We start from the raw sequence: 24709 nt of genomic DNA, 5'->3' as shown, positions 1-24709 counted from the left end.
TATCGACTGTCGTTATGTTAACGAAAAGCGATAACAACGACAGTCGTTATGGAGATGGACATGATGATCAAGAGCGACGGGCGGCCCTCGATGCTCGAGGCGGTGACGCTCGGCCTCGTCGCGACGGGTGCCGTGAGCATCGCCGTCGGAGCCCTGAGTGGTGCGATAGGACGCGGCCTGGAGGTGTTCGCCTCGCCCGTGGCGGTGGCGCTGCCGCTGCACGACGCGCCGATGCCCGCGCTCGAGGATGTGGGGGTCGTGGCATCCGCCGAGTACACGGAGTCCGTCGTCGAGCTCGACTCGGTGGATGCCGGTGCCCGATGGCTGCTGCTGGGCGAGAGCGCGCTTCCGGCGCTCGCGACGATCATCGTGTGCATGTCGCTGTGGTGGCTGGGCTACTCGCTGATCCGGCAGCGCGCGTTCCGCAGGTCGATGGTGCCGGTGCTCGGGACCGCCTCTCTCGGTCTCATCGCCGCGGGGATGATCGCCCCTCTGCTCGGCGGCATCGCCCGGACGCAGGTGGTCGAGCAGCTTCCCGATTCCGCCGCCGACACCTTCTGGACGTTCCTGGTCAGGTTCGATCCCTCGCCCATCGGGTGGGGGATCGCCCTCGCCCTCGTCACCACGGCTTTCGAGGTGGGTCAGCGGATGCAGCGCGACACGGAAGGACTCGTCTGATGAGCAGCGCATCTCATGACCGGCTCACCAGCGGGAAACTCATCGGCACGATCATCGTCGCCGTGCTCACGACCGTGGGCATCGCGTTCGTCGCGGCGAACCGGTTCTTGACCACGTTCACGGCCGATGGACTCGCGGTCGAGGTGCCGATTCCCGCGGGTGACGCCTCCACCGACTCACCATCCGGGGCGACGGTGCGGGTGACGCAGGCGGTCGTGACCGTGACGGATGCGGATGCCGCCCTCACCGCGCTGACCATCGGGACGATCGTGCTCGCTGCGGTCACGGGCGTCGCGGTGGTCGTCTCGTGCGTTGCGCTGGCCCTTGAGATCTCCGGCGGCCGATCGTTCTCGCGCCTGGCGAGGCGTCTGCTGACCGCCATCTCGGCGGCGGTGCTGATCGGCACCGCGGGCTGCTATCTGCTGGACAGCGCGATCGCTCGCAGCGTGCGCACCACAGCGGGGTACGGCGAGATCGGGTACTGGAGCCCGTTGAGTTACTGGATGGGCTTCGCGATCGTCGGCGCGCTCGGGCTCATCGCCTACGCGTTCCGCCGGGGGACGGCACTGCAGAAGGACACGGAAGGATTGGTGTGATGGAGCTGTCTACCGGCGATCTTTTCTCGGGACTGTCGATCCTGGTGCTCGTGCTGGTGATCGGGGGGCTCATCGCGGCGTTCTCGATCGCACGAGCCCGCAGGCACGGCAGCACGACGCTCGCCCTGGACGTGACACGCAACGCGTCGTACGGATGGGTGATGCTCATGGGGCTCGGTGCGATCGTCAGCGGCTTCATGAATCTGGGGACGTCGGCCGTCGCGCTCGACGACTCGATCTACCCGTGGGTGCGGGATCAGGAGCGCTCGCTGGCGTCATCCGCCTGCATCGATGGCGACGTCTCCGACGGCGCCATGCTCTGCGGTCCGGTCGTCGGTCCTGTGCCGTTCGGTCCGCGGATCGTGCTCTACGCCGGGACCCTGCTGACGCTCCTCGCCTCCGCGGCCATCGCCTGGGCGATCCACCACGCGACGCGACGCGCCGGCGAGCGGGCTCCGTTCCACCGGTCCGTATGGCGAACCTTCACCGTCGTCGCGGTCGTCGTGATGGTGGCGGCGGTCGTCGGGGGTCTGCTGCAGCAGATCGGGATGACGCTGGCCGCGCAGTCTCTGAACTGGGGCTCGGATGCCTCGCCGATCCCGTTCAGACTGCAGCTGCCGCTCTGGCCGTTCGCCGTGGCGGTGGGTCTGTTCGCGCTGTCGGCGATCTTCCGGTACGGCGCCCAGCTGCAGCGCGAGACGGAGGGGCTGGTATGAGCCCTGCGGATGCGGATGACGAGTTCACCGGCATCCACTGCCGTCTGGACGAGCTTCTCGCCGAGCGAGGGATGACTCTCACCGAGCTGAGCGCCCGGGTGGGGGTGAGCATCGTGAACCTGTCGGTGCTGAAGAACGATCGGGCTCGGGCGATTCGATACTCCACGCTTCGTGCGATCTGCGACGCACTCGGGTGCGAGGTGGGCGACCTGCTGGTGCTGGCGTCGGGGGGATCGTGATGGCGGACGCACACGGGTTCGAGTACATGGTGCGCGGGGACGGCAGCGTCGTCATCACGCATCACGGCCGTCGGGCGACGGTGCTGCGCGGTGCCCGCGCGGAGGAGTTCCTCGCGGATGCGGCATCCGATCCGCAGGGCGCGATGGCGCGCTGGACGGGGAACTACCGGCGCGGCAACGAACGCGTCGCGAAGCGACACCCGCGGAACGCGGGCTGAGAAGCGCTCGGTGCAGCGCGGGCGGCGCGGACATCACACGCGCGGCGAAGGGTTCAGCAGAGAGGGTTGAACGACGGGCTTCGGCGGTGAGTCAGTGACGAGAAAGCGAAGAGTGACGAGAAGCGAAGCGCGCGAAGCGATCGCAGACCTGCAACCGTCTGGCGAGGCGGCGCCCGCCGCGGCTCAGGCAGCGGCGGGCCGGAATCTCTTGGGCGGTGGGTCGATGTCGGACCAGGCGTAGCCGAGCACGGCGCGGCGGCGCAGCACGAACTCCGACCCCTCGGGATGATGCAGCACGAAGTCGCCGGCGCCATCGCGGGTGATGCGCCAGCCGCCGTGGTGCAGGTTCATGTGATGGAACCGACAGAGCAGGATGCCGCGATCGATGTCGATTCGGCCGCTGTCACGGGCCCATTCATCGATGTGATGCGCTTCGCAGTACGACGCCGGGCGGTCGCAGCCTCGCCACATGCATCCGCCGTCGCGCACGGCGAGCGCGATGCGCTGGCGTGGGGTGAAGAGCCGCGCCTCGCGGCCGACGTCGAGCGGATTGCCGCGCGAGTCGACGGTGACCGCCACGATGCCGGTGTCGCAGATGTGCTGTTCGGCGACCGCGGCAGGCAGGGCGACGAGCCCGTCTTCGGTGTGGGCGACAGGGTTCGGGGTGCCGCTCGGGTCGACGACCTGCACCATCCGCACGCCCGCCTGGCGAGTGCCGAACACGGCGGAGGGCTCGGCCAGGACGCCGGCGCGCAGGACGTCGAGGATCAGGTCGTAGCCGAGCTGCTCCATGGTGCGGGGGTCTTCGGTGAGCTCAGCGGCACGGGCGACCTCATCGGAGTCGACGAAGCGGGGGCCACCGCGTCGTGGGCGCAGTGCCGCGGACAGGATTCCCTCTAGGAACGCACCGCCTTCGTCGTCCAGCGCGAGGCTGGCGCGCCGCGCGCCGTCTTGGTCTGTCCAGATGCGGAACGAGCGCCGCTCGAACCGCTGCAGGTGACGCATCTCGGCGCCGTCGGGGTCGAGCAGGTCGCGGATCGTCCGGCCGGCTGCGGCGAGCTCTTCGACGGTGCGTTCGGTCGCTTCGGCGATGAGCTGAGCCGCGGCCTGCATCCACGCTTCGCGTGCGATCGCGTCGGCGGTAGCGCGGTCGCCGTCGTCATCGGCATCCGATTCCGGCGGCTCCCCCAGCCCGCGCTGGATCGCGTCGAACTGCGCCGAGGTGATCGCGCCGGCGCGCAGGGCGTCACGCAGCGGGGTGCGCCAGTCGGCCGACGGGTGCGGCGCAGCAGCATCCGTCGTGTCCTGTGGCGCCGCATCCGTTCCCAGCAGGGCTTCGCCGACGCGCACCTGGCGGGCGGCATCCGCTTTGGTGGCTCCGGTGATCTGCTGGACGAGCGAGACGGGCGTGCGGTGGCCGCGGACCTGCGACAGACCGGCGTGGCCGGCGTCGCGTCGCGAGCGGGTCGCGATGGCGCCCGCGGCGATGACGCGCAGTTGCTCGGCGTGCGCCGCCACCTCGGCTGCTTCACGGAGCACGGCGACGACCTCGGCATCCGTCATGGCCTGTACGGCGGTCTGCGCCTGCGCGGCCGTCGCACTCTCACCGAGCCGCGCCCCCACGGTGGGAACGAGGGCTGCGACCTCGGTGAAAGTTGCCATACTCTATGATGACAACAACCACCGACATTCGGAGTTAAGTCCGAGCTTCTGTGGATAAGTCGACCCGATGCGATCAGGCGAAGAAGTCCTCATCTATCTCGATCGCCTTGAACGTCTCGCGCACCTGCACGCCGACGCCATAGCGGATCATCAGTCGGGACAGGCGGTTGCCGTCGATCAGGATGATGCGGGTGGGAACAGCGTCGGCATAGATACGCGCGCCTTCTGAGAACCGGCTCGTCGTGATGAAGACGCCGCTATCGGCCTTGCCCTGCAGTGCACCCACGAATCCCTGAATGTCGGGTCGCTGGACCACGTTGTCGGTGGCGTACCGCTTGGCTTGGATATAGACGCGATTGAGGCCGAGCACGTCCTGATCGATGACTCCGTCGATGCCACCGTCGTTGCTCAGCTGCGTGACCGTTCCGCTGCCCGTGGTGCCTCCGTACCCCATCGCGAGCAGAAGGTCGACCACGGCCTGCTCGAAGAACCCGGGTTCCTTGCCCTGCAGGCGATCGATGAGCTCGGCAGCCACGTCGTCGTGGATGCGTTCGATGCCCTGCTGCACCTGCTCGATCGGCGTCATCGATTCGTCGACGTCGTCGCGGATTCTCGGCACCGCCGCCTTGGCGCGTTCGGACTTCTCGTACACGCGGATCGGCGAGGTCGGATCCTCACCGAGCTCACGGATGTCCCGTTCCCTGATGCCGTGGGGATACATATCGATGAGCTGCCTACCAGCGTCGGTGATCGTGTAGTGACCCCGCTTGGGGCGAGCGAGAGCACCGACGTTGGTGAGAAACGAGACTCCCCATCCGATGCGGTTCTCGTACTTCAGCTGACTTCCCGAGGGCAGCAGCTCCTTCCTCTGCTCGGCCGTCAGGTTGACCTGGTCGGCCACGAGCGGCTGGAACTCGCGCCAATGCCGAACGATGCCGTCGCTGAGCACCCGAAGCGTCGGGATCATGAAGCCTTCCCAGTTGGGCATCTCGTCGGTCACGTGGCCTCCTCCAGTTCGTGCAGTTGCACGCCATCACGCTACCGGCGCAAGGCGACATCGAGCGACGGCGTGTTCACTCGATCGCGACAACGGTGTCGTAGAGCCCATACCTTCGCAGCCCGTCGTGCGACTCGATCCCGGTGTACGAAAGCGACGCATCCTCGTACCGGCGGAATGCGAACACGGCCTGGTTCATGTGGCCGGCGTTGAAGACGCCGAGCGAAACGAGCAGGTTGAAGTCCGCCACCGAAAGGCCCGTGACCGCCTTGAACAGCTCGGGTTCGATCTTCGTGATGACGTCGTAGAGCGTGTTCTCGCGGTAGTCCGTCAGGTACATGAACGCAGGGATCCGAGTGGCGAACTTGATCAGCTTCTCCTGGATCTGCTTCCGCTTGGACTTGTACTCCTTCTCCTCGGCCGTCAGCTCTTTCTTCTCAGCCGACGTTATGTCGTCGCCCTTCTCCTTCTTGGTCTTCGACACCGCCTCGCTCTTGTTCACGACTGTCTCGAAGACGTTCGACCCGAGCGCGCGGAAGCCCTCGATGTTCATGACGGCGTCCATGGCCTCCTTCGATCCCATGATCTTCTTGAGCGTTCCGTTGTCGACGTTGACAAGAACTGCCGACTCCCATTTGCGCGCGAGGAGCGTCGCCGAGGTGCCCGACATAGCGATGTCGAGGATGCCGGCGGCATCCACCTGCGTCATGTTCGACCCGTCGTACGCGAGCACCGGCAGGAAGCCCACGAGCTCCTCAACGGCCTTCTCGGGGTTGGGGTTCTCGGGCGCCAGCCCGCGGCCGTACTCACTGATCTGCCGCAGCGCACGCGTCGGCGCGAAGTCGAACACGAAGCAGACGGGCTTCAGGATCGCTTCCGCGTGCGGATCATCACCGTTCGGGTTGCGGATGCTCCAGGGCGACTGCACGCGGAACGCCGCCTGAAAATATGTCTCCGGCGCCTGCAAGTTGCGCAGCATCAGGATCGACGACCACTGCGGCACCGTGACGCCGGTCGTGAGCTTGCCGACCGTGAGCGTGATCGTCTTCGTGTCGTGCCCATTGCCGATCGCGTCGCGCACCGGCGGCAACGCCGCGAGCCCGACGCCGATTCCGGGAGCGGAGACGTTGATGACCGTGTAGTCGTGCCAGAACGCGTTCTGCGGTTCGGCGAGCAGGTTGACCATGGCCGCACAGGATGCCGTACGCGGCAGCATCCACAGCGAATGCTGCATGTACGGCAGCAGCCGGGTATCGGAGTACGGGAACGGCGGGCGTGTACCGGCTTTCAGTGCATCGACCTGCGTCGGCAGGTACGAACCACGGATGATGTCGAGCCATTTCTGCACGTCGTCTTTGTGCACGAACTCGGCGTCGATGCCGGCGCCTTTCGCTTCGAAGAACGCGTTCAGATCGAACTCGTCGAACTCGCCCTGGTGCGCGATCGCGACGAGCTCTTCTGGCATCTGGTACGTGAGCAATCGCATCTCAGGCAGCGACGCGTACGGATTCGGTTCGTCAGGATACTCCGCCGCGAACTGCGCCTTCGCGCGCTGCTCGTCGGTGTACGTCCAGTTGAAGATCTGCTCCTCGATGAAGCGCCCCTCGTTGAGCACCTTGAACGGTGTGCCCGAGAGGTAGAGGTACGCGGATGCCTTGATCGGCACGAACGCGTCCTCATCGCTGCCGCGCTCCTCGAGCTCTTCGGCGAACGTCTCCTCGGCGGCGGAGAATTCGATCTTCTCCTCCTTCTTCGCGTCGTCCTCGCCCTCGAACAGCTCCTTGGCCGCATCGCGCCACGCGCCGAAGTGGTATTCGTCGAACACGACGAGGTCCCAGGTGAGTTCGGTGAGCCACTTGTGCTTGGGCTTGAAGTTGCCGGCCGCGTCACGACCCATGAGGTCCTGGAACGACCCGAAGAAGACGAGCGGATGCTCGGGATCGACCGTTGACGGATCGCCCTCGCTCTTGCGCGAGAGGTACTGCCAGCCGTTGAAGTCGACGTGCGTCTTGAGGTCGGTGTCCCACGCGTCTTCCACGGCCGGTTTGAAGGTCACGACGAGGATGCGCTTCGCCTCGAGCTTCTTGGCCAGCTGGTAGGTGGTGAACGTCTTGCCGAAGCGCATCTTCGCGTTCCAGAGGAACTCCGGCACGGCGTCGGAGTCCTTCGACCAGCGGTCTTGGTAGTACCAGAAGGTCTTGTCGACTGCCGCCTGCTGCTCGTCGCGCATGCCGAAGGTCGCGTGGTGGGAACCGGAGTAGCTCTTGTTGGCCCGGAGTTCGGCGATCGCAGTGCGGACGTCGTCGGCTGTGCAGCGCATCCACTCGCGACTGGACTCGAAGACGACGTTGTCGAAGCCCTTCGCGACCAGTCGCTCACGGACATCGCGATCGGTGAACGTGCTGCCGTCCTCGCGATCCGCCGGCTCGTTGACCTCAAGGGTGTAGTCAACGCGCGCCTGCCCCTGCGACTGCTTGATGCGGTCGTTCACGTCGGCACGCGTCGTCTGTCCGACCTTCAGGCAATCGCGCCACCGCTCAGCGACCTCATCGGACGACCAGGCGTAGATGCGGAGGCGGGCGTCGGGTTTTGGCTCGAAAACAGCGACGGCGCGCTCAGGCATCGTCGGATTCCAGTGCATCGAGCAGGGTCGCGTCGTGCTCGGCGACCTGAGACTCGATGAACGCGATCTCCTGATCGTCGAGTCCGTACCGCTCATACAGGAGCGCGTCGGTCCATTCGCGGTCGAGTGGCACGTCGGGTACGAACGCATACACATCCCGAGTCGCGTGCTGCGTCGACTTGCGGAGTGATACGAGGAATCTGACGAATCTAGTGGTGAGCAACGCCGCAAGCCGTTCTGCGTCCACCTCAGATGCGAAGTGTCCAGCGATCAGGTACGTCTCGGTGCACGCAGTGCCGGGTGCGGCGACTATCGGACGCGACAGGAATTTCGTCTCCACCGCGGCGCTCGTGCCTTGCACCGCCGTCATCAGAACCTTCCATTCATCGATCCACGGGACGTTCGTGGTGATCTCTGATCGGTCGATCCAGCTGGTTCTCCGCGAACCATACAAATGCACCGGATCGGCGATTCCGTGATCGGAGTCCGCACCATGCACGAAGGTGCGAAGCCCGAACGGCTTTCCGGTCGATACACGCGCATCCAACGTGGACTCGCCTTTCGCCCGCACCTTCTCGAGGATCGGGATAGCCGCGTTCCATCGCACGAGCACGTCGAAGGCATCCAGGTATCGTGCGACCGGCTCGCCGACCGGCGCTCCGTCCCACATCGTCTGAATCGTACACGGACCGTCGTAGTCGCGATCCCACAGAAAGTATGAGATGCCGCCACGGATCTTCACACCGGGGAACGCCTCGTACAGTTTCGGGTAATCCACGATGACGTGCATGCGGTGGTCGCCGAGCATCCGCTCCCGATATGCGTCGAGTCCCTTTCCGCCAGCGAACCAGCGCGAGGGCGTGACGAAGATGCCGTAGCGCGGGTCGAGATCCAGCGCACGCTCCACAAACAGCTGATATATCGGAGCCGCCGAAGTGCCGAAACCGCCATCACTGAGCTGGTACGGCGGGTTTCCGATGATGACGTCGAACTGCATGTCGGCTCCGAACAGCTCGTTCACGCGAGCCTTGATGTCGTTGGTGTGGATGAACGCGTAGGCGTGGGTCTCGAGGGACTCGTCGCGGGAGTACTCCCCTTCAGAAGCTCCGCAGAACTTGCACTTCCCCGTTCCGACCTGTTCGACGAGTTCTTCCTCGCCGGTCAGAGGATTGGCGCGCCGCTCCTTCTTGCGCCCGGTCCAGGTGTGCTCTGTTCGCTCGAACCAGATGTTGCCCCAGTCACGGTCGAACGACTTCGCGACCGAATGCTTGCCGCGGGCGTCCTTCGAGCAGTAGACGCTGCGCCGCGCAAGTAGCGCGGTCAGCTGGGTGATTCCGATACCGAAGACCTGCTTCGTCAGGATGTGATCGACACGCTCCTCGAGGTCGGGGAATTGCGCCGCCAGGCCGTCCGTCAGGCGGCGCGTGATCTCCCGCAGGAACACACCCGACTTCGTGAACGGGTCGAGGAACGTCACGGTCGGGTCGGTCCAGATCGACGCGCCGGCGTTCGACTCCGCCCACGCCTGCTCGAGGGTGTCGAGCATCTGGTTCGAGAACTCCGGCGGCGTGAAGACCTCGTCGTTTGACAGGTTCGCGATGCAGGTGAGGACGTCGGGGTTGTGGCCCTGCAGCGAAAAGGAAGCCTGGAGGGTCATGACGCCGCGATGTCCTTGACCGTCATGGCGGGGTAGGTGTGCACCGGCGTGAAGATCTCGTGCTCCTCGAAGTGCGCGAACAGACCCTCCGACGCCGCGGCGCGCTGCGTGAGGCTGTCGTAGCGGAAGTCGCGGCGCTGGTACTTTCCGAGCCCGAGATATCCCCACTCGGGAAACGTGATCGGCTTTTGCGTGGAGGTCGTCATCTTCAACGCGTCGCCCTGCACGATGTTCACCGCGAGCACGGCAGATGCGGCAGTCGCCCACTCACTCTCGGCACTGACATTCAGATACCGGGTGAAAGTACCCGCCAGGTTCTCGCGGCACTCCTCCGCGTTGTCAGCCAGCAGCTCGATGCCGTAGATGCACATCAGACCGAACAGCGCGTAGTGGCGCTTCTCGAAGTCGCTCTTGCCGTACTTCGCCTGCACCGCGGCGAGCTTGCGCTCGAGAACGGGCACGAGGAAGTTGCCCGATCCGCAGGCAGGCTCGAGGACCCGAGAGTCGATCCGCTCCGTCTCGCTCTTGACCAGATCGAGCATGTCGTCAACCAGCCACCGCGGCGTGAACACCTCACCGTGATCCGCGACCCGCTGCCGCGACTTGACCAGACGCTCACCGGCCATCCGCACCTCCCAGGCTCCCTCACCCGGATGCGGTACAAGTACCCGGGTGCGTTAACCCTGGCACAATTCACCGACATTCATGACGCTTGATGGGTGCCCCGTGTCCCCTCGCCCGCCGCTGCCCGCATCGGCGAGTTGATCTCGGATGCGAGGAAGCGCCGAGGCATCACGCAGGACGAACTGGCGGTGCTGACGCAGATCGACTCGTCGAACATCCGCGGCTATGAGAAAGGGCGCGCGATGATGGGCATTCCGACGCTGGTGCGCATCGCGGACGCACTGCGCGTCGCGCCGGGCGAGCTGCTCGACGACGTCACGCCGGAGATGTTCACCACCGCGACCGGCGACGCACGCCGTCGCACCGTCTGAGCCACCCGCCCTCCCCGCAGCCGCCGCCCGTCATCCTCCGTCACAACCGCCCGGGAATGATCGCCGACGGCTTAACGTTGGGAACCACGGCGCGCACCTTGCGCGCGACAGAGCATGGAGCACACGTGACCAGCACCGCACGCGCGCAGAAAGCGCCAGACACCCGAGGCCCGGTTCGCAGACTGCTGACCTCCTTCGGGTTCCAGATCCTCGCATCCCTCGTCCTCGGCATCGCCGTCGGCCTGATCGGCGTCTCGCTGGGTGCCAGCGGCACGAACCCGACGGTCCTCTCAGACGTTCTCGATCGCATCGGCAGCTCGTACGTCACGCTCCTGCGCGCGGCGGTCGTGCCCCTCATCTTCACCGCGATCGTCGCGAGCATCTCGAACCTGCGCCGCGTGCAGAACGCCGCTCGCCTCGCGGGTCAGACGATCCTCTGGTTCGCGATCACCGCCTTCATCGCCGTGTCGATCGCCATCGTGCTCGGCCTGGTCATCCAGCCCGGATCGAAGGCCGGCGAAGGGCTCGAGACCGGCGCCCCGTACACGGTCGGCTCGTGGTGGAACTTCCTTCTCGGCCTCATCCCGCAGAACTTCCTGGGCCTGACCGTCTCCACCGGCCCCGGCGCCACCGATGGCTCCTACTCCTCCAGCGTCGGCTTCAACATCCTGCAGGTGATCGTCGTCGCCGCCGTGGTCGGCATCGCGGCGCTCAAGGCCGGCAAGAAGGCCGAGCCGTTCCTCGCCTTCACCGAGTCGCTGCTCAAGATCATCCAGCGCGTGCTGTGGTGGATCATCCGCATCGCCCCGATCGGCACGTTCGGCCTGATCGGCTCCGCCGTCATCAAGTACGGCTGGGACAGGCTCACGGCGCTCGCCTGGTTCGCCGGCGCCATCTACATCGGTCTGGCCCTGGTGCTGTTCGTCGTCTACCCGATCATCGTGAAGACGCACGGCCTCTCCATCAAGCAGTACTTCTCGGGAGTGTGGCCGGCCGTCCAGCTGGGCTTCGTCAGCCGCTCCTCGATCGGCACCCTGCCGCTCACCGAGCGCGTCACCGAGCGCAACCTCGGCGTGCCGCGCGGCTACGCCTCCTTCGCGGTGCCGCTGGGCGCCACGACCAAGATGGACGGCTGCGCCGCGATCTACCCGGCCATCGCCGCGATCTTCGTGGCGCAGTTCTTCGGCATCGACCTGAACTTCGTGCAGTACCTGCTCATCGTCATCGTCTCGGTGGTCGGCTCCGCCGCGACCGCGGGCACCACCGGCGCGATCGTGATGCTCACGCTCACCCTCTCGACCCTGGGACTGCCGCTGGAGGGCGTGGGCCTGCTGCTCGCCATCGACCCGATCCTCGACATGGGCCGCACCGCGGTGAACGTCGCGGGCCAGGCGCTCGTGCCGACCATCGTCGCCAAGCGCGAGGGCATCCTCGACGAGGAGCTCTACAATGCTCCCCGCAACGGTCTGCCGTTCGCCGAGGAGATCGACGACGCGGACGCCGCGGAGCCGGAGTCCGGCAAGACGCCCGCCGTCACCCGCTGATCCCGGGCTTCACGAGAACGCCTCGCCCCTCCCCGGGGCGAGGCGTTCTCGCGTCCGCAGGCTCGCGTCCGGAGAGCGCGTCCGACGCCGTCAGGTCCGCGGCTGCGGGCGCGTCGCGACGCGCGTGTCGAGTGCGAGCTCCTCGGCATCCATCGCCGTGATCAGCTCGCGCATGACCTCCTCGCTGAGGTTTCCGGCATCCCGCTCCTCCAGCAACAGCTGCCGCCGCACCGACAGCCACTCCTTCGACATCGCCAGGAACTGCTCATAGGTGAAGCGGGGCCGCAGGTCGGCCTGCGAGGTCTCGGCGTCCGACTCCACCCGGATCAGCCGCTTCGCGAACGCGTCGAACATCGCCAGCGACTCCTCGCCGTGCTCCTGCGCCCAGGTCCTGCGCATGTCGCGCAAGTACGCCTTGCCCGCCTCGCGGCTGCGCTCGCGCACGGCCGCCAGCTGACGGGCGTCCTCCTGCGCCTCGCTGTCGTCGACGACGCCGAGCCATCGGATCAGCCAGGGCAGCGTCAGGCCCTGCAGCAGCAGCGTTCCGACGGTCACGACGAACGCGACCACGACCAGCGCGTGCGCCGCCTGGGAGTCGAGCCCGGCGAGATCGGATGCCGCGAGCGCCGTCGCCAGAGTCACCACCCCGCGCATCCCGGCCCACGAGATCACCGCGTTGTCCCGCCACGACAGCTTCGTCTCGCTGAGCCGCTGACGCAGCTCGTCCTCGGTGAGCGCCCGACGGCTGCGGCGCTCGACCTGGACCGGGATGCTCGCGCCGCCGCGCCTCATGCGCTCCCACTTGCGCAGCCGCCCGCGTGTCCACCACCGGCCCCACGCGTTCGCCGGGTACACGAACGCCGGACGCACGAGCAGCACGACCAGGAACACCACCACCGACAGGCCGATCACCCGCCCCACCTCGCCGTCGTTGAGGTCGGCGACGACCCGCGGCAGCTGCAGGCCGATGTAGGCGAACACGAACGACTCCAGCAGGAAGTCCGCCGACAGCCACAGCGGGGCCTCCTGCTGACGGGTCGTGTAGCTCGTGCGGGGCGCGTTGAAGCCGACGTACAGCCCCATCGCGACCACGGCGATCACGCCGGACCCGCCCAGCTGCTCGGCGATCGCATACGCGCCGAAGGGGGCGAGCAGTCCGACCGTCCCGTTGATGACCGGATCGTCACTGCGCATGCGCAGCTGATGCATGCCCGCCCCGAACACCAGGCCGACCAGCACGCCGACGATCACGGCCAGCACGAACTGCCAGACCGTGGCACCCAGATCGAACGCGGCGGCGCCGGCCACCACGGCCGCCAGCACCCTGTACAGCGTGAGGGAGGTGGCGTCGTTGATGAGGCTCTCCCCCGACAGCACCGTCATCACACGGCGGGGAAGGCCGAGCTTGCGGCCGATCGCCGCCGCCGACACGGCATCCGGCGGGGCGACGATGGCACCGAGCAGCAGCGCTCCCGGCAGGGTCAGCTCGGGCAGCATCCACCAGGCGATCAGGCCGACGGCGACGGTGGTGACGACGACCAGCCCGATGCCGAGCCGCCGGATCTGCGGGATCGCGCGGGCGAAGCTGACGAACGAGACATCGAGCGCTGCGGAGTACAGCAGCGGCGGCAGCACGAGGTTTAGCAGCACATGCCCGTCGATGGAGAGGTTCGGCACGAAGGGGAGGAAGGATGCCGCGAGCGCCACCACCGTGACCAGCAGCGGAGCCGGCCACCCCCGCCAGCGTGCCACCGCCGCCACTGCGACCGCCCCGACGATGACGAAGAAGATGCTGGCATCCATGGAGGCAAGGCTAACGCCGCACCCCGCGCGGACGCGCGCGCCGACCCGAGGGGGGCAGACGTCGGCTCGGTTCAGCCGTGCCGGTCAGCGCAGGCCCGCCAGCAGCCGCACCACCTCGTCTTCCGAGGTCTGCCGGAAGTCGATGTAGTGCATCCCGACGGCGACGAAGCCCGGCGGCGCGCAGAGGCACACCACCTCGTCGCACTCGTCGAGGCCGGCGAGGGCGCTCGGCGCCGCAACCGGAACGGCCACGACCACGCGGGCGGCACCACGTGCCCGGGCGACACGGCAGGCCGTCCGCACGGTGGCGCCGGTGGCGATGCCGTCATCGACGATGATCGCCGCGCGTCCGGCGAGGCGCTCGGCGGGGCGGCCCGCGCGCAGCATCCCGGCCCGGCGTTCGACCACCGCACGCTCGTGCTCCTCGGCGGCGGCCAGCGTCTCCTCATCCGCACCGACGGCGGCGATCACGTCAGGGTTGCGCACGACGGCGCCGTCCTCGCCCACCGCCCCCATCGCGACCTCCTCGTGACCGGGAGCACCGACCTTGCGCACGACGAGCACGTCCAGCGGCGCGGACAGCGCACGCGCGACCTCGGCCGCGACCGGCACGCCGCCACGCGGCAGCCCGAGCACCACGCTGTCGTCGCGCGCGCGACGAGTGAGCTCCCTGGCGAGCTGCCGGCCCGCATCCACCCTGTCCTCGAAGTTCCACATGGCGTCACCTGATCCCGGCCTACGCCGCGCGGGGTCGCGGGTCAAGCCCCTCGCCGAATGCCGCAGGCACCGGGCGCGGAATGCCGCAGGCACCGGGCGCGGAATGCCGCGAGCGCCGGCGGGGTTGGAGCACACGATGACTTCTCCCGCGCTCTCCGTTCTCGATCTCGTCCCCGTCCGCACCACGCAGACCAGCTCTCAGGCCGTCGCGTCGTCGATGGCGCTCGCCCGGCGCGCCGACGAGCTCGGCTTCCGGCGGTACTGGTTCGCCGAGCACCACAACATGCCGTCCGTGGCATCCACCTCTCCCCCGGTGCTCATCGCGGCCGCCGCGTCGGTCACCACGCGCATCCGCGTCGGCTCGGGAGGGGTGATGCTGCCCAATCACGCCCCGCTCATCGTCGCCGAGCAGTTCGCCGCTCTCGAGGCGGTCGCTCCGGGACGCATCGACCTCGGCATCGGCCGCGCCCCGGGCAGCGACCCCGTGATCACCCAGCTGCTGCGCTCGTCCGGAGCCGCAGGGGACGTGGAGCGCTTCCCCTCGCACGTGCAGGACATCGCACTCATGCTCCGGCGCGACGGGGCGACCGTGCAGTTCACCAGCGGCGGTGAGTACACCGTGCGCTCCACGCCCGCGGCATCCGATTCCCCGCAGATCTGGCTGCTCGGCTCCAGCGACTACTCCGCTCGGCTCGCGGCGTCCCTCGGCCTCCCCTATGTCTTCGCGAATCACTTCGCGGGCGCGGGCCTGCAGCGCGCGCTCGATCTGTATCGATCGACGTTCCAGCCGAGCGAGACGCTGGCCGAGCCGCGCACCTTCCTCACCGCCAACGTCGTCGCCGCTCCCACCGCCGAAGAGGCCGAGGCCCGTGCGCTGCCGCAGCTGCGGATGATGGCGCGGCTGCGCCGGAACCTGCCCCTCGGCGCCCTGGAGACCGTCGAGCAGGCGGAGCAGGGCATCGCCGACGGAGCGGATGCCGATGAGCGCACGCTCATCGACGGCATCCGGTCGAGCTGGTTCGTCGGCGCGTCCGACGACGTGCGCGCCTCTCTCGACGAGTTCGCGTCGCGCCACGGCGTCGACGAGGTGATGATCTCGCCGGTCGCCGGCGCCTATGAGTCCGAGCCGCTCGACGCCCCCGCCGGGCGCGCCCAGACGCTCGAGCTCCTCGCCCCCTGAGTCAGGACTGCTCGGGCTCGCCGGCGATCAGGCCGCGCAGCCAGTCGCGGGCCTCGACGAAGATGTCGTCGGCGTAGCGGTCCGGATACTGCACGATGCGGCGGTCGGCCCGGGGATACGACCCGAGGAAGACCACGCGCGGGCTGAACCGTCGGATGCCCAGCAGCGCATCCGCCATGCGCTCGTCGTGGATGTGCCCGTCGGCGTCGAGCACGAAGCGATACCGGCCCAGTTCGTCGCCGATCGGGCGCGACTCGATCAGCGACAGGTTGATGCCGCGGGTCGAGAACTGCTCGAGCATCTCCAGCAGGGCGCCGGGTCGGTCGTCGGGCAGCTCGACGATGAGAGAGGTCTTGTCGGCGCCGGTCGGCTCACCCGGAGCCGTGGTCCGCGCGACCAGCACGAAGCGGGTGACCGCGTTGTCGTTGTCGCCGATCCGCTCGGCCAGCACCTCGACGTCCTGATGCTGCACGATGCCGGGGGCGGCGATCGCCGCCTGGGCGGGCAGCGTTCCGTCCAGGATGCCCAGAGCGGATGCCACATTACTCGCGGCCGGCACGTGAGCGTGCCGGGGCAGGTTCTCGCCGAGCCAGGCGTGGCACTGCGCATACGCCACCGGATGCGCGGCGACCACCTGCACGTCCTCGAGCTTCGTCCCGCGAGCGGCGACCAGCACGAAGTTCACCTTCACCAGGTACTCGCCGATGATCCGGAGCCCGGGGTTGACCGCCAGGGCATCCTGCGTGGTGGAGACCCCGCCCTCGATGGAGTTCTCGATGGCGATCATGGCCGCGTGGCTGCGCCCCTCGAGCACGTCGGCGAGCGCCTCGCCCACGTTGTGCACCGGACGCCAGTCGTGACCGCGTGCCTCGGGGACCTGATCGAGTGCCGCCTCCGTGAACGTTCCTGCAGGGCCCAGGTAGCTGTACGTGCGGCGTTCGGTCACCCCGCAAGCCTAGTCCCGGGCATCCGCCGGGTGACGAGCGCGCACATCCGGCCAGGGACAGACCCCGGGCATCCGGATGACGTCGAGGATGCGCGAGCGCCAGGGGCGGGGCAGACTATCCCCATGACGAGCCGAGCAGGCCTCCCCGCGGAGGACAAGGACCTCATCGATGTCGACGAGCTGATCGCCGCGTACTACGACCGCATCCCGGATCCGTCCGTCCCGGCGCAGCGGGTCGCGTTCGGCACGAGCGGTCATCGCGGTTCATCGCTGACGACCAGCTTCAACGAGCAGCACATCGTGGCCACCACCCAGGCGATCGTCGACTACCGCCGTGCGCAGGGCATTCAGGGTCCGCTGTTCCTCGGCCGCGACACGCACGCGCTCTCCCTTCCGGCCGAACGCACCGCGGTCGAGGTGCTGATCGGCAACGGCATCGACGTGCGCGTCGACGCCCGCGATTCGTGGGTGCCGACGCCCGCGCTGAGCCATGCGATCCTCACCTACAACCGCGGTCGCGGCGCTGACGACCCGGACCGCGCCGACGGGATCGTCGTGACGCCCAGCCACAACCCGCCCCGCGACGGCGGCTTCAAGTACAACCCGCCCCACGGCGGCCCCGCCGACACGGATGCCACCGGCTGGATCGCCCGACGGGCCAACGAGCTCATCGAGGCGGGCCTGGAGGGCGTCGAGCGGGTGCCGGATGCCGACATCGACGACGACACGATCGGCACATACGACTTCCGCGACGCGTATGTGCGCGACCTGCCCTCCATCATCGATCTGGATGCGATCCGCAACGCGGGCGTGCGCATCGGCGCCGACCCGCTGGGCGGGGCATCCGTGGAGTACTGGCAACTGATCGCCGACGTGCACGGACTCGACCTGACCGTCGTGAACCCGGAGGTCGACCCGACCTGGCGGTTCATGACGCTGGACTGGGACGAGAAGATCCGGATGGACCCGTCGTCGCCGTCCGCGATGGCGTCCCTGGTCGCGAAGAAGGGCGACTACGACGTGCTCACCGGCAACGACGCGGATGCCGACCGGCACGGCATCGTCACCCCGGACGCCGGGCTCATGAACCCCAACCACTACCTGGCCGTCGCGATCGACTACCTGTTCTCGCACCGCGCCGAGTGGCCGCGGGATGCCGCCATCGGCAAGACCCTGGTCTCGTCGATGATCATCGACCGTGTGGCCGACGCGCTCGGCCGGCGTCTGCTCGAGGTCCCGGTCGGCTTCAAGTGGTTCGTTCCCGGCCTGCTCGACGGCACGGTGGCGTTCGGCGGCGAGGAGTCGGCGGGTGCGTCGTTCCTGCGCCGGGACGGCAGCGTGTGGTCGACCGACAAGGACGGCATCCTGCTGTGCCTGCTGGCCGCCGAGATCATCGCGGTCACGGGCAAGACGCCGTCGGAGCGCTACCGCGAGCTGGAGGAGGCCTTCGGGGCATCCGCCTACCAGCGCGTCGACGCCCCGGCCACGCCGGAGCAGAAGGCGACGCTGGGAGAGCTGGCCCCGGATGCCGTCAGCGCCACCGAGCTCGCCGGCGAGGCGATCGTCGCCAAGCTCTCGCACGCGCCGGGAAACGGCGCGGCGATCGGCGGGCTGAAGGTGCAGACCGAGCATGCATGGTTCGCCGCCCGCCCCTCGGGCACGGAGGACGTGTACAAGCTGTACGCCGAGAGCCTGCTCGGCCCGGACCACCTCGCGAAGGTGCAGGAAGAGGCCAGGGCCGTCGTGTCCGCCGCGCTCGGCGACTGAGCCGCCGTGGCGCCCGGCGGCGGCTGACGCCCCGGCGCGCGCGACGCGGGCCGGGTCAGCCGAGTTCGCGCGCCAGCGCGGCACCGGCCGCGCGCAGCCAGCGGGCGGGGTCGGCGAGAGCGGATGCCGAGGAGCCGGCGAGCTCGGTCAGCGAGAGGCACGCCGCGAAGAGCGTCCGGTCGGCATCCTCGGTGATGCGTCCGGCCACCACGGCGGCCGGCACCCGGGCATCCGCTGCCCGTCGCGCGACGAAGGAGGGCACCTTGCCGTCGCCCGACTGCCCGTCGTACGAGCCCTCCCCGGTGATCACGAGGTCGGATTCCGCGATCGCCTCCGCCAGTCCGACGAGCCGCGCCACCTCCTCGGCCCCGGGAACCAGGCGCGCACCCCAGGCCAGGAGCGCACCGCCGACGCCGCCCGCGGCACCCGAGCCCGGCGCTTCGGCTTCCAGGCCCAGCATCCTCGCGAGGCGCGCGAGACCGGCGTCCACGGCGGCGCGATCGGCGGCGTCCGTCAGCCCCTTCTGCGGCCCGAAGACCTCGGCCGCCCCGCGGGCCCCGGTGAGCGGATTGGTCACGTCGGTGAGCACGAAGACCTCGGGTGCGGTGCGCAGATCCGAGAGGTCGACGCGGGCGAGGGCCGCGAGTCCGCGCGCTCCGGGCGCGACCGGCATGCCGCTCGCGTCGTCGAAGCGCGCGCCGAGCGCACACAGCATCCCGGTGCCGCCGTCGGTGGAGGCACTCGACCCGATGCCGAGCACGAGCCGTGACACGCCGTGGTCGAGCGCCGCGGCGATCGCCTGCCCGAAGCCCGTCGAATCCGCATCCCAGGGCCGCAGCTCGCCGATCAGCTCGATCCCGGAGGTGGACGCCAGGTCGATGACGGCCGTGCCGCCGGGCGTCTCATCCGCTGGCGGCAGCAGCAGCCAGGCGGTGCCGACCGGATCGCCCGCGGGTCCGTCGACGGTCACCGGCATCCGCACGGCCCCCGGTATCGCCGCCGCGAACGCGGCGACGGTGCCCTCTCCCCCGTCGGCCATGGGCCGACTCACGACCTCGACGTCTGCCGAGACCGATGACCACCCCTCGGCGAGGGCCGACACGGCATCGGCCGCGGTGATGGTCCCCTTGAAGCTGTCGGGCGCGAAGACGACGCGCATCGGATCACTCCTCCCGAGCCGGTGTGCTCTCGCGCACCAGCACCTCGAGTTCCGCGGTCGCCGGATGCCACTCCGCGTCGACGGTCGCACGGAACGCCTGATAGCCCAGCTCGCTCAGCGGCACGCGCACCGTGCTGAGCTGCGGCGTCACGTCGCGGCTGACCGGCACGTCGTCGAAACCGCAGACCGCGATGTCGTCGCCGACGCTCCTGCCCGCCTCGCGGATCGCCGTCATGGCACCGATCGCGACGATGTCGCTGAGCGCGAAGACCAGGGTGCCCGGCTCGACGCCGTCGGTCAGCGCCGCCGTCATGCAAGCGGCGCCCGATTCCCGCTCGAACGTGCCGCGGTACACGCGGCGCACCTCGCCGCCGCGGGCGGAGAAGCCGGCGGTGAAGCCGGCCAGGCGGTCATCGGAGGTGCGCACGCCCTCCGCCGCACCGAGCGCGACGGCGCTGCGGTAGCCGAGATCCGCCATCGCCCGCCCGAGGCGCTCGGCACCCCCGCGGTTGTCGATGCGGATGCTGCGATCACCGCCCGGGCCGAAGGTCACCGTCCGCGCACCGAGCGCACGGAAGGCAGCCGCCTCGTCGCCGGTGCTCTTCTCGGTTCCGTCCGACCGGGAGGCTGCGAGGATCACGCCCTGAGGGCGCTGTCCGCGCAGCGCGTGCAGGATGCGGGTCTCGCGCTGCGCCTCGCGCTCGGTGATCGCGACCGTGACGATCAGGCCCTCCTCATCGGCGCCGCGTGCGACGCCGGAGGCGATCAGCCCGAAGTAGGGGTCGGCGATGTCGGCGACCAGCAGCGCGATCACCGGCGAGGTGCCTCGCGCGATCGCCTGCGCCGAGACGTTCGCGCTGTAACCGAGTCGAGCCGCGGCCGTCTCCACGCGTTCACGGAACGACTCGGCGACCTTGCGCTCGGAGCCGTTGAGCACGCGGGAGGCCGTCGCCAGGGAGACACCAGCCGCGCGTGCGACGTCGTGCAGCGTCGGTGCGGAGCTTGCGCGCGCGGAGCGCTGCCTGCCCGGGGAAGGGCTTTCCGCTGTGGCCATGACCTCGAGCCTACTGGGAGCTCGCGGCCCCGACGGGCCCGACGTCGTGCCTGCCGTCAGCGGGCACGCGTCGCGTCCGCGTCGGCGAGCCACTGCCGCAGAGCGGCGGCCTCGGAGGCCAGGAGGTCGGGGTCGTCGTCGGGGACGAACTCCAGCAGCGCATCGCGCGGCGGTGAGGCCAGTGCGGCGGCCGCCGTGAACAGGGACTGCCACAGAACGCCGCGCTCCCGCAGCGGCAGCCGCTCGGTCAGCGGCCACCACGAGAAGACGTGCACCGCGCTGACTCGCGACGCGAGCGCGTCGAACTCGGCGAGCGCCACCTCGTCGGCAGCCCCGACCGTCGGCTGCCAGTACGTCGACAGCCCGGGTCGCCCCACATCCGCGAGCAGCCGCAGCACGGCATCCGGGTTGTCCGCGACGGTGCCGCGATGGTACTCCAGCGCCAGCGAGATCCCTCGGTCGCCGGCCTCGTCGACGGCGTCCCGCAGCCGGGACACGACGCCGGCGTACTCCTCCGGCGAAGCATCCGCGGAATCGACGCGGCCCGCCCACACGCGCACGCGGTCGGCACCCAGCGCCTGCGCGCTGTCGAGGATCGGCGTGATCGGCTCCTGGGCCCCGGCACGGAAGTAGGAGCCGTAGGAGCACACGTCGACACCGGCATCCGCCGTGGACCGGGCGACCTCGGCCGCGCGCTCCGGGTCGCCGGGCGGCACGTGCACGTCGCCGCCCCACTCGATCACCTCGAGCCGCGCCTCCGCGGCGAGCTCGACGATCCGCTCGGGGGTGAGCTGCCGGAACGTCACCGAGCACAGCCCTGGTCGCACGGTCATCCCCCCATCCTGCCCGGTCATCACCGCAGGTGCGGACTGATCGCTTCGCCGAAGGACGCCGCGGTGCGCGCCACGACCCGGGCCGGATCGTCGGCCCAGATGTCGGCGTTGAACAGCTCGACCTCGATGTCGCGGTCGTATCCGGTCTCGATCACCGCACGCGTCAGCGAGCCGAAGTCGATCACGCCGTCGCCCGGGTAGTGGCGCGAGAGCAGCACGTCCGCGGCCAGTGGCGTCTTCCAATCGCACACCTGGTACGTGGCGATGCGGCCCTCCCGCCCGGCGCGGGCGATCTGATCGAGCACCTGGGGGTCCCACCAGATGTGGAACGTGTCGACGGCCGCACCGACCACGGTGGCGTCGAAGTCGGCGGCGACGTCGAGCGCCTGGCCCAGCGTGGAGATCACGGCGCGATCGGAGGCGTACATCGGATGCAGGGGCTCGATCGCCAGCGTCACGCCGGCGGCCTTGGCATCGCCTGCGAGGGCGCCGATCGCATCGCGCACGCGCTCCCGAGCGCCGATGAGATCGCGAGAGCCCTCCGGCAGCCCGCCCGCGACGAGCACGAGCACGGCCGTCGATCCCGCAGCTCCCGCGGCGGCGAGGACGGCGGTCTCCTCGATGGCCCGGCGATTGTCGTCCAGGGCGGCGTCGCGCTCAGGTCCCGCGGGCAGCGTGAAGAACCCGCCCCGGCAGTGGGTCGAGAATCGCAGCCCGGAGTCGGCCAGCATCTTCGTGGCGGTGTCGAGGCCGACCTCGTTCACCGGCTCGCGCCACAGCCCGATCGACTGCACGCCGGCATCCGCCGTCGCCTTCAGCGCTGTGGCCAGGTCGGCGTGCTTGATCGTCGCCTGGTTGATCGACAGGCGCGGGTCCGCCCGCACCTGTCGGCTGGATTCACGGATGTCGGCGGATCCGACCGGATTCCGGCCGGCATCCGTGTTCTGCACCGACATCCGTGAGGAGCCGGTGCCGTGGGCGTTCGGGAGGATCATGCGTCGATTCCGTTCAGGCGCAGCATCCCGTGCCAGCGCTCGCGCGCGAGCTCGGGATTCTCCAGGGCGAGCGAGGCATTGGCCAGCTCCACGATCCGCGACAGATGCGGCAGGCTGCGCGCGGAGTGCAGGCCGCCGACCATCTGGAACGCGGGCTGGTGGCCGTTCAGCCACGCCAGGAACGCCACGCCGGTCTTGTAGTAGAAGGTGGGGGCGGCGAAGACCTGGCGACTGAGCTCTTCAGTCGGACCGAGGATGCGCCGGTAGGCGGCCGTGTCGCCCGCGTCGAGCGCCTGGATCGCGGCGGATGCCACGGGCGTGATCGCCGCGAACGCGCCGAGGAGCGCGTCGGAGTGTCCTTCGCCCTGCGCCGTCGAGTCGCCACCGATCAGGGAGACGTAGTTGAAGTCGTCACCGGTGAACATGCGCACACCCTCAGGGAGCCGCTCACGCACCGAGATCTCGCTCTCGGCGTTCAGCAGGCTCATCTTCACGCCCGCGACCCTGCCCGGATTCTCGGCGATGATGTCCAGCAGAACACCGGATGCCGTCTGCCAGTCGGATGCCCCGAAGTAGCCCTCCAGCTCGGGGTCGAAGGCCGTGCCGAGCCAGTGCAGCACGACCGGCGTCGTGGCCCGCTCCAGCACCGCGCGGTAGACCCGGCGATAGTCGTCGGCACTTCGCGCGACGCGGGCGAGGTGGCGGGATGCCATCAGCACTGGTCCTGCGCCCTGCTCCTCGGTGAACTCGAGCTGCGAGACGTACGCGTCGATGACCCGATCGAGGGAGATGTGCGTGTCCTCGACGTGATCGGTGTTGACGCCCACGACGACCGAGCCGCCCTCCTCGCGCGCCACCTGGGCGCTGCGGGAGATCAGCTCGCGGGTCGCTGCCGCGTCGAGTCCCATGTTCCGCTGAGCGGTGTCCATGGCATCCGCCACCCCGAGGCCCCACGAATAGACGTTGCGGCGGAACGCGAGCGTCGAGTCCCAGTCGATCTCCGCCGGCTGCCCGGGGGTGTTGTCACCCCAGACGACGGGCACGACGTGCGCCGCGGCGTAGGCGACCCGCGAACGCAGGGGCACCGCCGGGCGGACGTATCCGCCGGAGTCGCTGAGCTCGGCATCCGAGACGGCACCGTCGGCCGCCAGCAGGCGCAGGGTGCTCACAGCGACAGCCTCTCGATGGCGATCTTGCGGCCCTCGGCGCTGGAGGCGAGCCCCGCCTCGGCGAACTGCACGCCGCGGGCGCCGGCCAGCAGGTCGAAGACGTAGTCGGTGCCGAGCACGTACGACTCCAGGTACTCCTCCCACTGCTGGCGGAAGCCGTTCAGGAAGACGTCGTTGGTGGGGACGGCCTGCCAGTCGGCGTCGTAGTCGTGGGTGTCTTCGAGGTCGGGGTTCCACACCGGCTTCGGGGTGGCGTTGCGAGGCTGGATCTTGCAGCCGAACAGGCCGACCACGGCCGAGCCGTGCGTGCCGTCGACCTGGAACTCGACGAGCTCGTCGCGGTTCACGCGCACCGTCCACGAGGAGTTGATCTCGGCGATGATGCCGCCGTCGAGCTCGAAGATGCCGTACGCCGCGTCCTCGGCGGTGGCGTCGTAGTGCTCGCCCTTCTCGTCCCAGCGGTCGGCGATGTGCACGGCGGCCTGCGCGTACACGCTCTTGACCTCGCCGAACAGGTTCTCGAGCACGTAGTTCCAGTGCGGGAACATGTCGGTGATGATGCCGCCGCCGTCTTCGGTGCGGTAGTTCCAGCTGGGGCGCTGCGCGGGCTGCCAGTCACCTTCGAAGACCCAGTAGCCGAACTCGCCGCGCACCGAGAGGATGCGGCCGAAGAAGCCCGAGTCGATCAGGCGCTTGAGCTTCTGCAGGCCCGGCAGGTACAGCTTGTCGTGCACGACGCCGGTCTTCACGCCGGCGGCCTTGGCGAGGCGGGCGAGCTCGAGCGCCTCCTCGAGCGACTCGGCGGTGGGCTTCTCGGTGTAGATCGCCTTGCCCGCGGAGATGGCCTTGCGGATGGCGGTGGCGCGCGCCTTGGTCACCAGGAAGTCGGCGTAGATCTCCCACTGCGGGTCGGCGAGTGCCGCGTCGAGGTCGGTGGTGTAGTCGACGATGCCGTGCTTGGCGGCGAGCTCCGCGAGCTTCTCCTCGCTGCGGCCGACGAGGATCGGCTTGACGGTCACCCTGGAGCCGTCGGAGAGCTCGATGCCGCCCTGGTCGCGGATCGCGAGGATCGAGCGCACGAGGTGCTGCCGATAGCCCATGCGTCCGGAGACGCCGTTCATGATGATGCCGATCTCGCGCACGTTCGCCATGGTCTTCCGT

23 protein-coding genes are annotated in these 24709 nt (G+C 69.0%); 9 read left to right on the top strand and 14 right to left on the bottom strand.

Going from position 1 to position 24709, the window contains the following annotated elements:
- The first annotated feature begins 60 nt into the window (after window positions 1–60).
- The 5 genes from ACFWHT_RS11925 to ACFWHT_RS11905 are packed head-to-tail and all read left to right on the top strand — an operon-like array spanning window position 61 to window position 2447.
- Window positions 61–678: a hypothetical protein gene (locus tag ACFWHT_RS11925; protein ID WP_378828738.1), complete on the top strand. Its 618-nt coding sequence runs from the start codon at window positions 61–63 to the stop codon at window positions 676–678.
- Window positions 678–1274, top strand: coding sequence for a hypothetical protein (locus ACFWHT_RS11920; protein WP_378828736.1), 597 nt, complete (start codon window positions 678–680; stop codon window positions 1272–1274). The genes ACFWHT_RS11925 and ACFWHT_RS11920 overlap by 1 nt, the downstream gene beginning before the upstream one ends.
- Window positions 1274–1990, top strand: coding sequence for a hypothetical protein (locus tag ACFWHT_RS11915; RefSeq protein ID WP_378828734.1), 717 nt, complete (start codon window positions 1274–1276; stop codon window positions 1988–1990). Before ACFWHT_RS11920 ends, ACFWHT_RS11915 begins: the two co-directional genes overlap by 1 nt.
- Entirely contained in the window at window positions 1987–2229 is a 243-nt protein-coding gene (locus ACFWHT_RS11910; protein ID WP_378828733.1) for a helix-turn-helix domain-containing protein, read from the top strand. The genes ACFWHT_RS11915 and ACFWHT_RS11910 overlap by 4 nt, the downstream gene beginning before the upstream one ends.
- On the top strand, window positions 2229–2447 hold the full coding sequence (locus ACFWHT_RS11905) for a hypothetical protein (protein ID WP_378828731.1): 219 nt from the start codon (window positions 2229–2231) through the stop codon (window positions 2445–2447). The genes ACFWHT_RS11910 and ACFWHT_RS11905 overlap by 1 nt, the downstream gene beginning before the upstream one ends.
- A 183-nt stretch (window positions 2448–2630) precedes the next feature.
- Here ACFWHT_RS11905 and ACFWHT_RS11900 read toward each other — a convergent pair whose 3' ends face one another.
- The 5 genes from ACFWHT_RS11900 to ACFWHT_RS11880 all read right to left on the bottom strand — a co-directional run bounded on the left by ACFWHT_RS11900 (window position 2631) and on the right by ACFWHT_RS11880 (window position 10012).
- Window positions 2631–4109 (bottom strand): DUF222 domain-containing protein, encoded by a 1479-nt coding sequence (locus tag ACFWHT_RS11900; RefSeq protein ID WP_378828729.1) that lies wholly within the window; start codon window positions 4107–4109, stop codon window positions 2631–2633.
- A 73-nt stretch (window positions 4110–4182) separates the two neighbouring features.
- Entirely contained in the window at window positions 4183–5109 is a 927-nt protein-coding gene (locus tag ACFWHT_RS11895; protein ID WP_378828727.1) for a restriction endonuclease, read from the bottom strand.
- 73 nt (window positions 5110–5182) lie between these two features.
- A complete protein-coding gene (locus ACFWHT_RS11890; RefSeq protein WP_378828725.1) occupies window positions 5183–7729 on the bottom strand; it encodes a restriction endonuclease in 2547 nt (848 codons plus the stop codon).
- Entirely contained in the window at window positions 7722–9386 is a 1665-nt protein-coding gene (locus tag ACFWHT_RS11885; protein WP_378828723.1) for an Eco57I restriction-modification methylase domain-containing protein, read from the bottom strand. Before ACFWHT_RS11885 ends, ACFWHT_RS11890 begins: the two co-directional genes overlap by 8 nt.
- Window positions 9383–10012, bottom strand: coding sequence for an N-6 DNA methylase (locus ACFWHT_RS11880; RefSeq protein WP_378828720.1), 630 nt, complete (start codon window positions 10010–10012; stop codon window positions 9383–9385). Before ACFWHT_RS11880 ends, ACFWHT_RS11885 begins: the two co-directional genes overlap by 4 nt.
- A gap of 93 nt (window positions 10013–10105) precedes the next feature.
- Here ACFWHT_RS11880 and ACFWHT_RS11875 point away from each other — a divergent pair, with 93 nt between their 5' ends.
- Both ACFWHT_RS11875 and ACFWHT_RS11870 read left to right on the top strand, forming a co-directional pair.
- A complete protein-coding gene (locus ACFWHT_RS11875) occupies window positions 10106–10381 on the top strand; it encodes a helix-turn-helix domain-containing protein (protein ID WP_378828718.1) in 276 nt (91 codons plus the stop codon).
- 125 nt (window positions 10382–10506) lie between these two features.
- Window positions 10507–11925, top strand: coding sequence for a dicarboxylate/amino acid:cation symporter (locus tag ACFWHT_RS11870; protein ID WP_378828717.1), 1419 nt, complete (start codon window positions 10507–10509; stop codon window positions 11923–11925).
- Between the two features lie 90 nt (window positions 11926–12015).
- Here ACFWHT_RS11870 and ACFWHT_RS11865 read toward each other — a convergent pair whose 3' ends face one another.
- Entirely contained in the window at window positions 12016–13728 is a 1713-nt protein-coding gene (locus ACFWHT_RS11865) for a cation:proton antiporter (protein WP_378828715.1), read from the bottom strand.
- A gap of 84 nt (window positions 13729–13812) precedes the next feature.
- Complete coding sequence (locus ACFWHT_RS11860) at window positions 13813–14445, bottom strand: phosphoribosyltransferase (protein ID WP_378828713.1); 633 nt, start codon at window positions 14443–14445, stop codon at window positions 13813–13815.
- Window positions 14446–14581: 136 nt separating this feature from the next.
- Here ACFWHT_RS11860 and ACFWHT_RS11855 point away from each other — a divergent pair, with 136 nt between their 5' ends.
- The gene (locus ACFWHT_RS11855; RefSeq protein WP_378828711.1) at window positions 14582–15625 is read left to right on the top strand and encodes an LLM class flavin-dependent oxidoreductase; all 1044 of its coding nucleotides are present in this window, start codon (window positions 14582–14584) and stop codon (window positions 15623–15625) included.
- 1 nt (window position 15626) lies between these two features.
- Here ACFWHT_RS11855 and pheA read toward each other — a convergent pair whose 3' ends face one another.
- Window positions 15627–16571 carry a prephenate dehydratase gene (gene pheA, locus ACFWHT_RS11850; RefSeq protein ID WP_378828709.1) on the bottom strand — a complete coding sequence of 315 codons (945 nt, stop codon included), beginning with the start codon at window positions 16569–16571 and terminating at the stop codon, window positions 15627–15629.
- A 123-nt stretch (window positions 16572–16694) separates the two neighbouring features.
- Between pheA and pgm the strand changes: the two genes are divergently transcribed.
- Window positions 16695–18338: a phosphoglucomutase (alpha-D-glucose-1,6-bisphosphate-dependent) gene (gene pgm, locus ACFWHT_RS11845; protein ID WP_378828707.1), complete on the top strand. Its 1644-nt coding sequence runs from the start codon at window positions 16695–16697 to the stop codon at window positions 18336–18338.
- A gap of 55 nt (window positions 18339–18393) precedes the next feature.
- Here pgm and ACFWHT_RS11840 read toward each other — a convergent pair whose 3' ends face one another.
- The 6 genes from ACFWHT_RS11840 to ACFWHT_RS11815 form a co-directional block, all read right to left on the bottom strand.
- A complete protein-coding gene (locus tag ACFWHT_RS11840; protein ID WP_378828704.1) occupies window positions 18394–19497 on the bottom strand; it encodes a glycerate kinase in 1104 nt (367 codons plus the stop codon).
- Between the two features lie 4 nt (window positions 19498–19501).
- Window positions 19502–20551: a LacI family DNA-binding transcriptional regulator gene (locus ACFWHT_RS11835; protein WP_378828702.1), complete on the bottom strand. Its 1050-nt coding sequence runs from the start codon at window positions 20549–20551 to the stop codon at window positions 19502–19504.
- Window positions 20552–20607: 56 nt separating this feature from the next.
- Window positions 20608–21384, bottom strand: a complete 777-nt coding sequence (locus ACFWHT_RS11830; RefSeq protein WP_378828700.1) for a sugar phosphate isomerase/epimerase family protein — start codon at window positions 21382–21384, stop codon at window positions 20608–20610.
- A 20-nt stretch (window positions 21385–21404) separates the two neighbouring features.
- The gene (locus ACFWHT_RS11825) at window positions 21405–22268 is read right to left on the bottom strand and encodes a sugar phosphate isomerase/epimerase family protein (RefSeq protein ID WP_378829489.1); all 864 of its coding nucleotides are present in this window, start codon (window positions 22266–22268) and stop codon (window positions 21405–21407) included.
- 107 nt (window positions 22269–22375) lie between these two features.
- A complete protein-coding gene (locus ACFWHT_RS11820) occupies window positions 22376–23548 on the bottom strand; it encodes a dihydrodipicolinate synthase family protein (RefSeq protein ID WP_378828699.1) in 1173 nt (390 codons plus the stop codon).
- Window positions 23545–24699, bottom strand: coding sequence for a Gfo/Idh/MocA family protein (locus ACFWHT_RS11815; RefSeq protein ID WP_378828697.1), 1155 nt, complete (start codon window positions 24697–24699; stop codon window positions 23545–23547). The genes ACFWHT_RS11820 and ACFWHT_RS11815 overlap by 4 nt, the downstream gene beginning before the upstream one ends.
- Window positions 24700–24709 lie beyond the last annotated feature (10 nt).

Origin of the sequence: Microbacterium sp. NPDC058342, assembly GCF_042723935.1 — a bacterium.
GTDB lineage: Bacteria > Actinomycetota > Actinomycetes > Actinomycetales > Microbacteriaceae > Microbacterium.
This window is presented reverse-complemented; position numbering and strand designations above follow the sequence as displayed.

Bases quoted from the DNA above. Each gene is read 5' to 3' on its own strand.
- ACFWHT_RS11925 (WP_378828738.1), top strand. From the start codon at position 61: ATGATGATCAAGAGCGACGGGCGGCCCTCGATGCTCGAGGCGGTGACG.
- ACFWHT_RS11920 (WP_378828736.1), top strand. From the start codon at position 678: ATGAGCAGCGCATCTCATGACCGGCTCACCAGCGGGAAACTCATCGGC.
- ACFWHT_RS11915 (WP_378828734.1), top strand. From the start codon at position 1,274: ATGGAGCTGTCTACCGGCGATCTTTTCTCGGGACTGTCGATCCTGGTG.
- ACFWHT_RS11910 (WP_378828733.1), top strand. From the start codon at position 1,987: ATGAGCCCTGCGGATGCGGATGACGAGTTCACCGGCATCCACTGCCGT.
- ACFWHT_RS11905 (WP_378828731.1), top strand. From the start codon at position 2,229: ATGGCGGACGCACACGGGTTCGAGTACATGGTGCGCGGGGACGGCAGC.
- ACFWHT_RS11900 (WP_378828729.1), bottom strand. From the start codon at position 4,109: ATGGCAACTTTCACCGAGGTCGCAGCCCTCGTTCCCACCGTGGGGGCG.
- ACFWHT_RS11890 (WP_378828725.1), bottom strand. From the start codon at position 7,729: ATGCCTGAGCGCGCCGTCGCTGTTTTCGAGCCAAAACCCGACGCCCGC.
- ACFWHT_RS11885 (WP_378828723.1), bottom strand. From the start codon at position 9,386: ATGACCCTCCAGGCTTCCTTTTCGCTGCAGGGCCACAACCCCGACGTC.
- ACFWHT_RS11880 (WP_378828720.1), bottom strand. From the start codon at position 10,012: ATGGCCGGTGAGCGTCTGGTCAAGTCGCGGCAGCGGGTCGCGGATCAC.
- ACFWHT_RS11865 (WP_378828715.1), bottom strand. From the start codon at position 13,728: ATGGATGCCAGCATCTTCTTCGTCATCGTCGGGGCGGTCGCAGTGGCG.
- ACFWHT_RS11860 (WP_378828713.1), bottom strand. From the start codon at position 14,445: ATGTGGAACTTCGAGGACAGGGTGGATGCGGGCCGGCAGCTCGCCAGG.
- ACFWHT_RS11855 (WP_378828711.1), top strand. From the start codon at position 14,582: ATGACTTCTCCCGCGCTCTCCGTTCTCGATCTCGTCCCCGTCCGCACC.
- pgm (WP_378828707.1), top strand. From the start codon at position 16,695: ATGACGAGCCGAGCAGGCCTCCCCGCGGAGGACAAGGACCTCATCGAT.
- ACFWHT_RS11840 (WP_378828704.1), bottom strand. From the start codon at position 19,497: ATGCGCGTCGTCTTCGCGCCCGACAGCTTCAAGGGGACCATCACCGCG.
- ACFWHT_RS11835 (WP_378828702.1), bottom strand. From the start codon at position 20,551: ATGGCCACAGCGGAAAGCCCTTCCCCGGGCAGGCAGCGCTCCGCGCGC.
- ACFWHT_RS11830 (WP_378828700.1), bottom strand. From the start codon at position 21,384: ATGACCGTGCGACCAGGGCTGTGCTCGGTGACGTTCCGGCAGCTCACC.
- ACFWHT_RS11815 (WP_378828697.1), bottom strand. From the start codon at position 24,699: ATGGCGAACGTGCGCGAGATCGGCATCATCATGAACGGCGTCTCCGGA.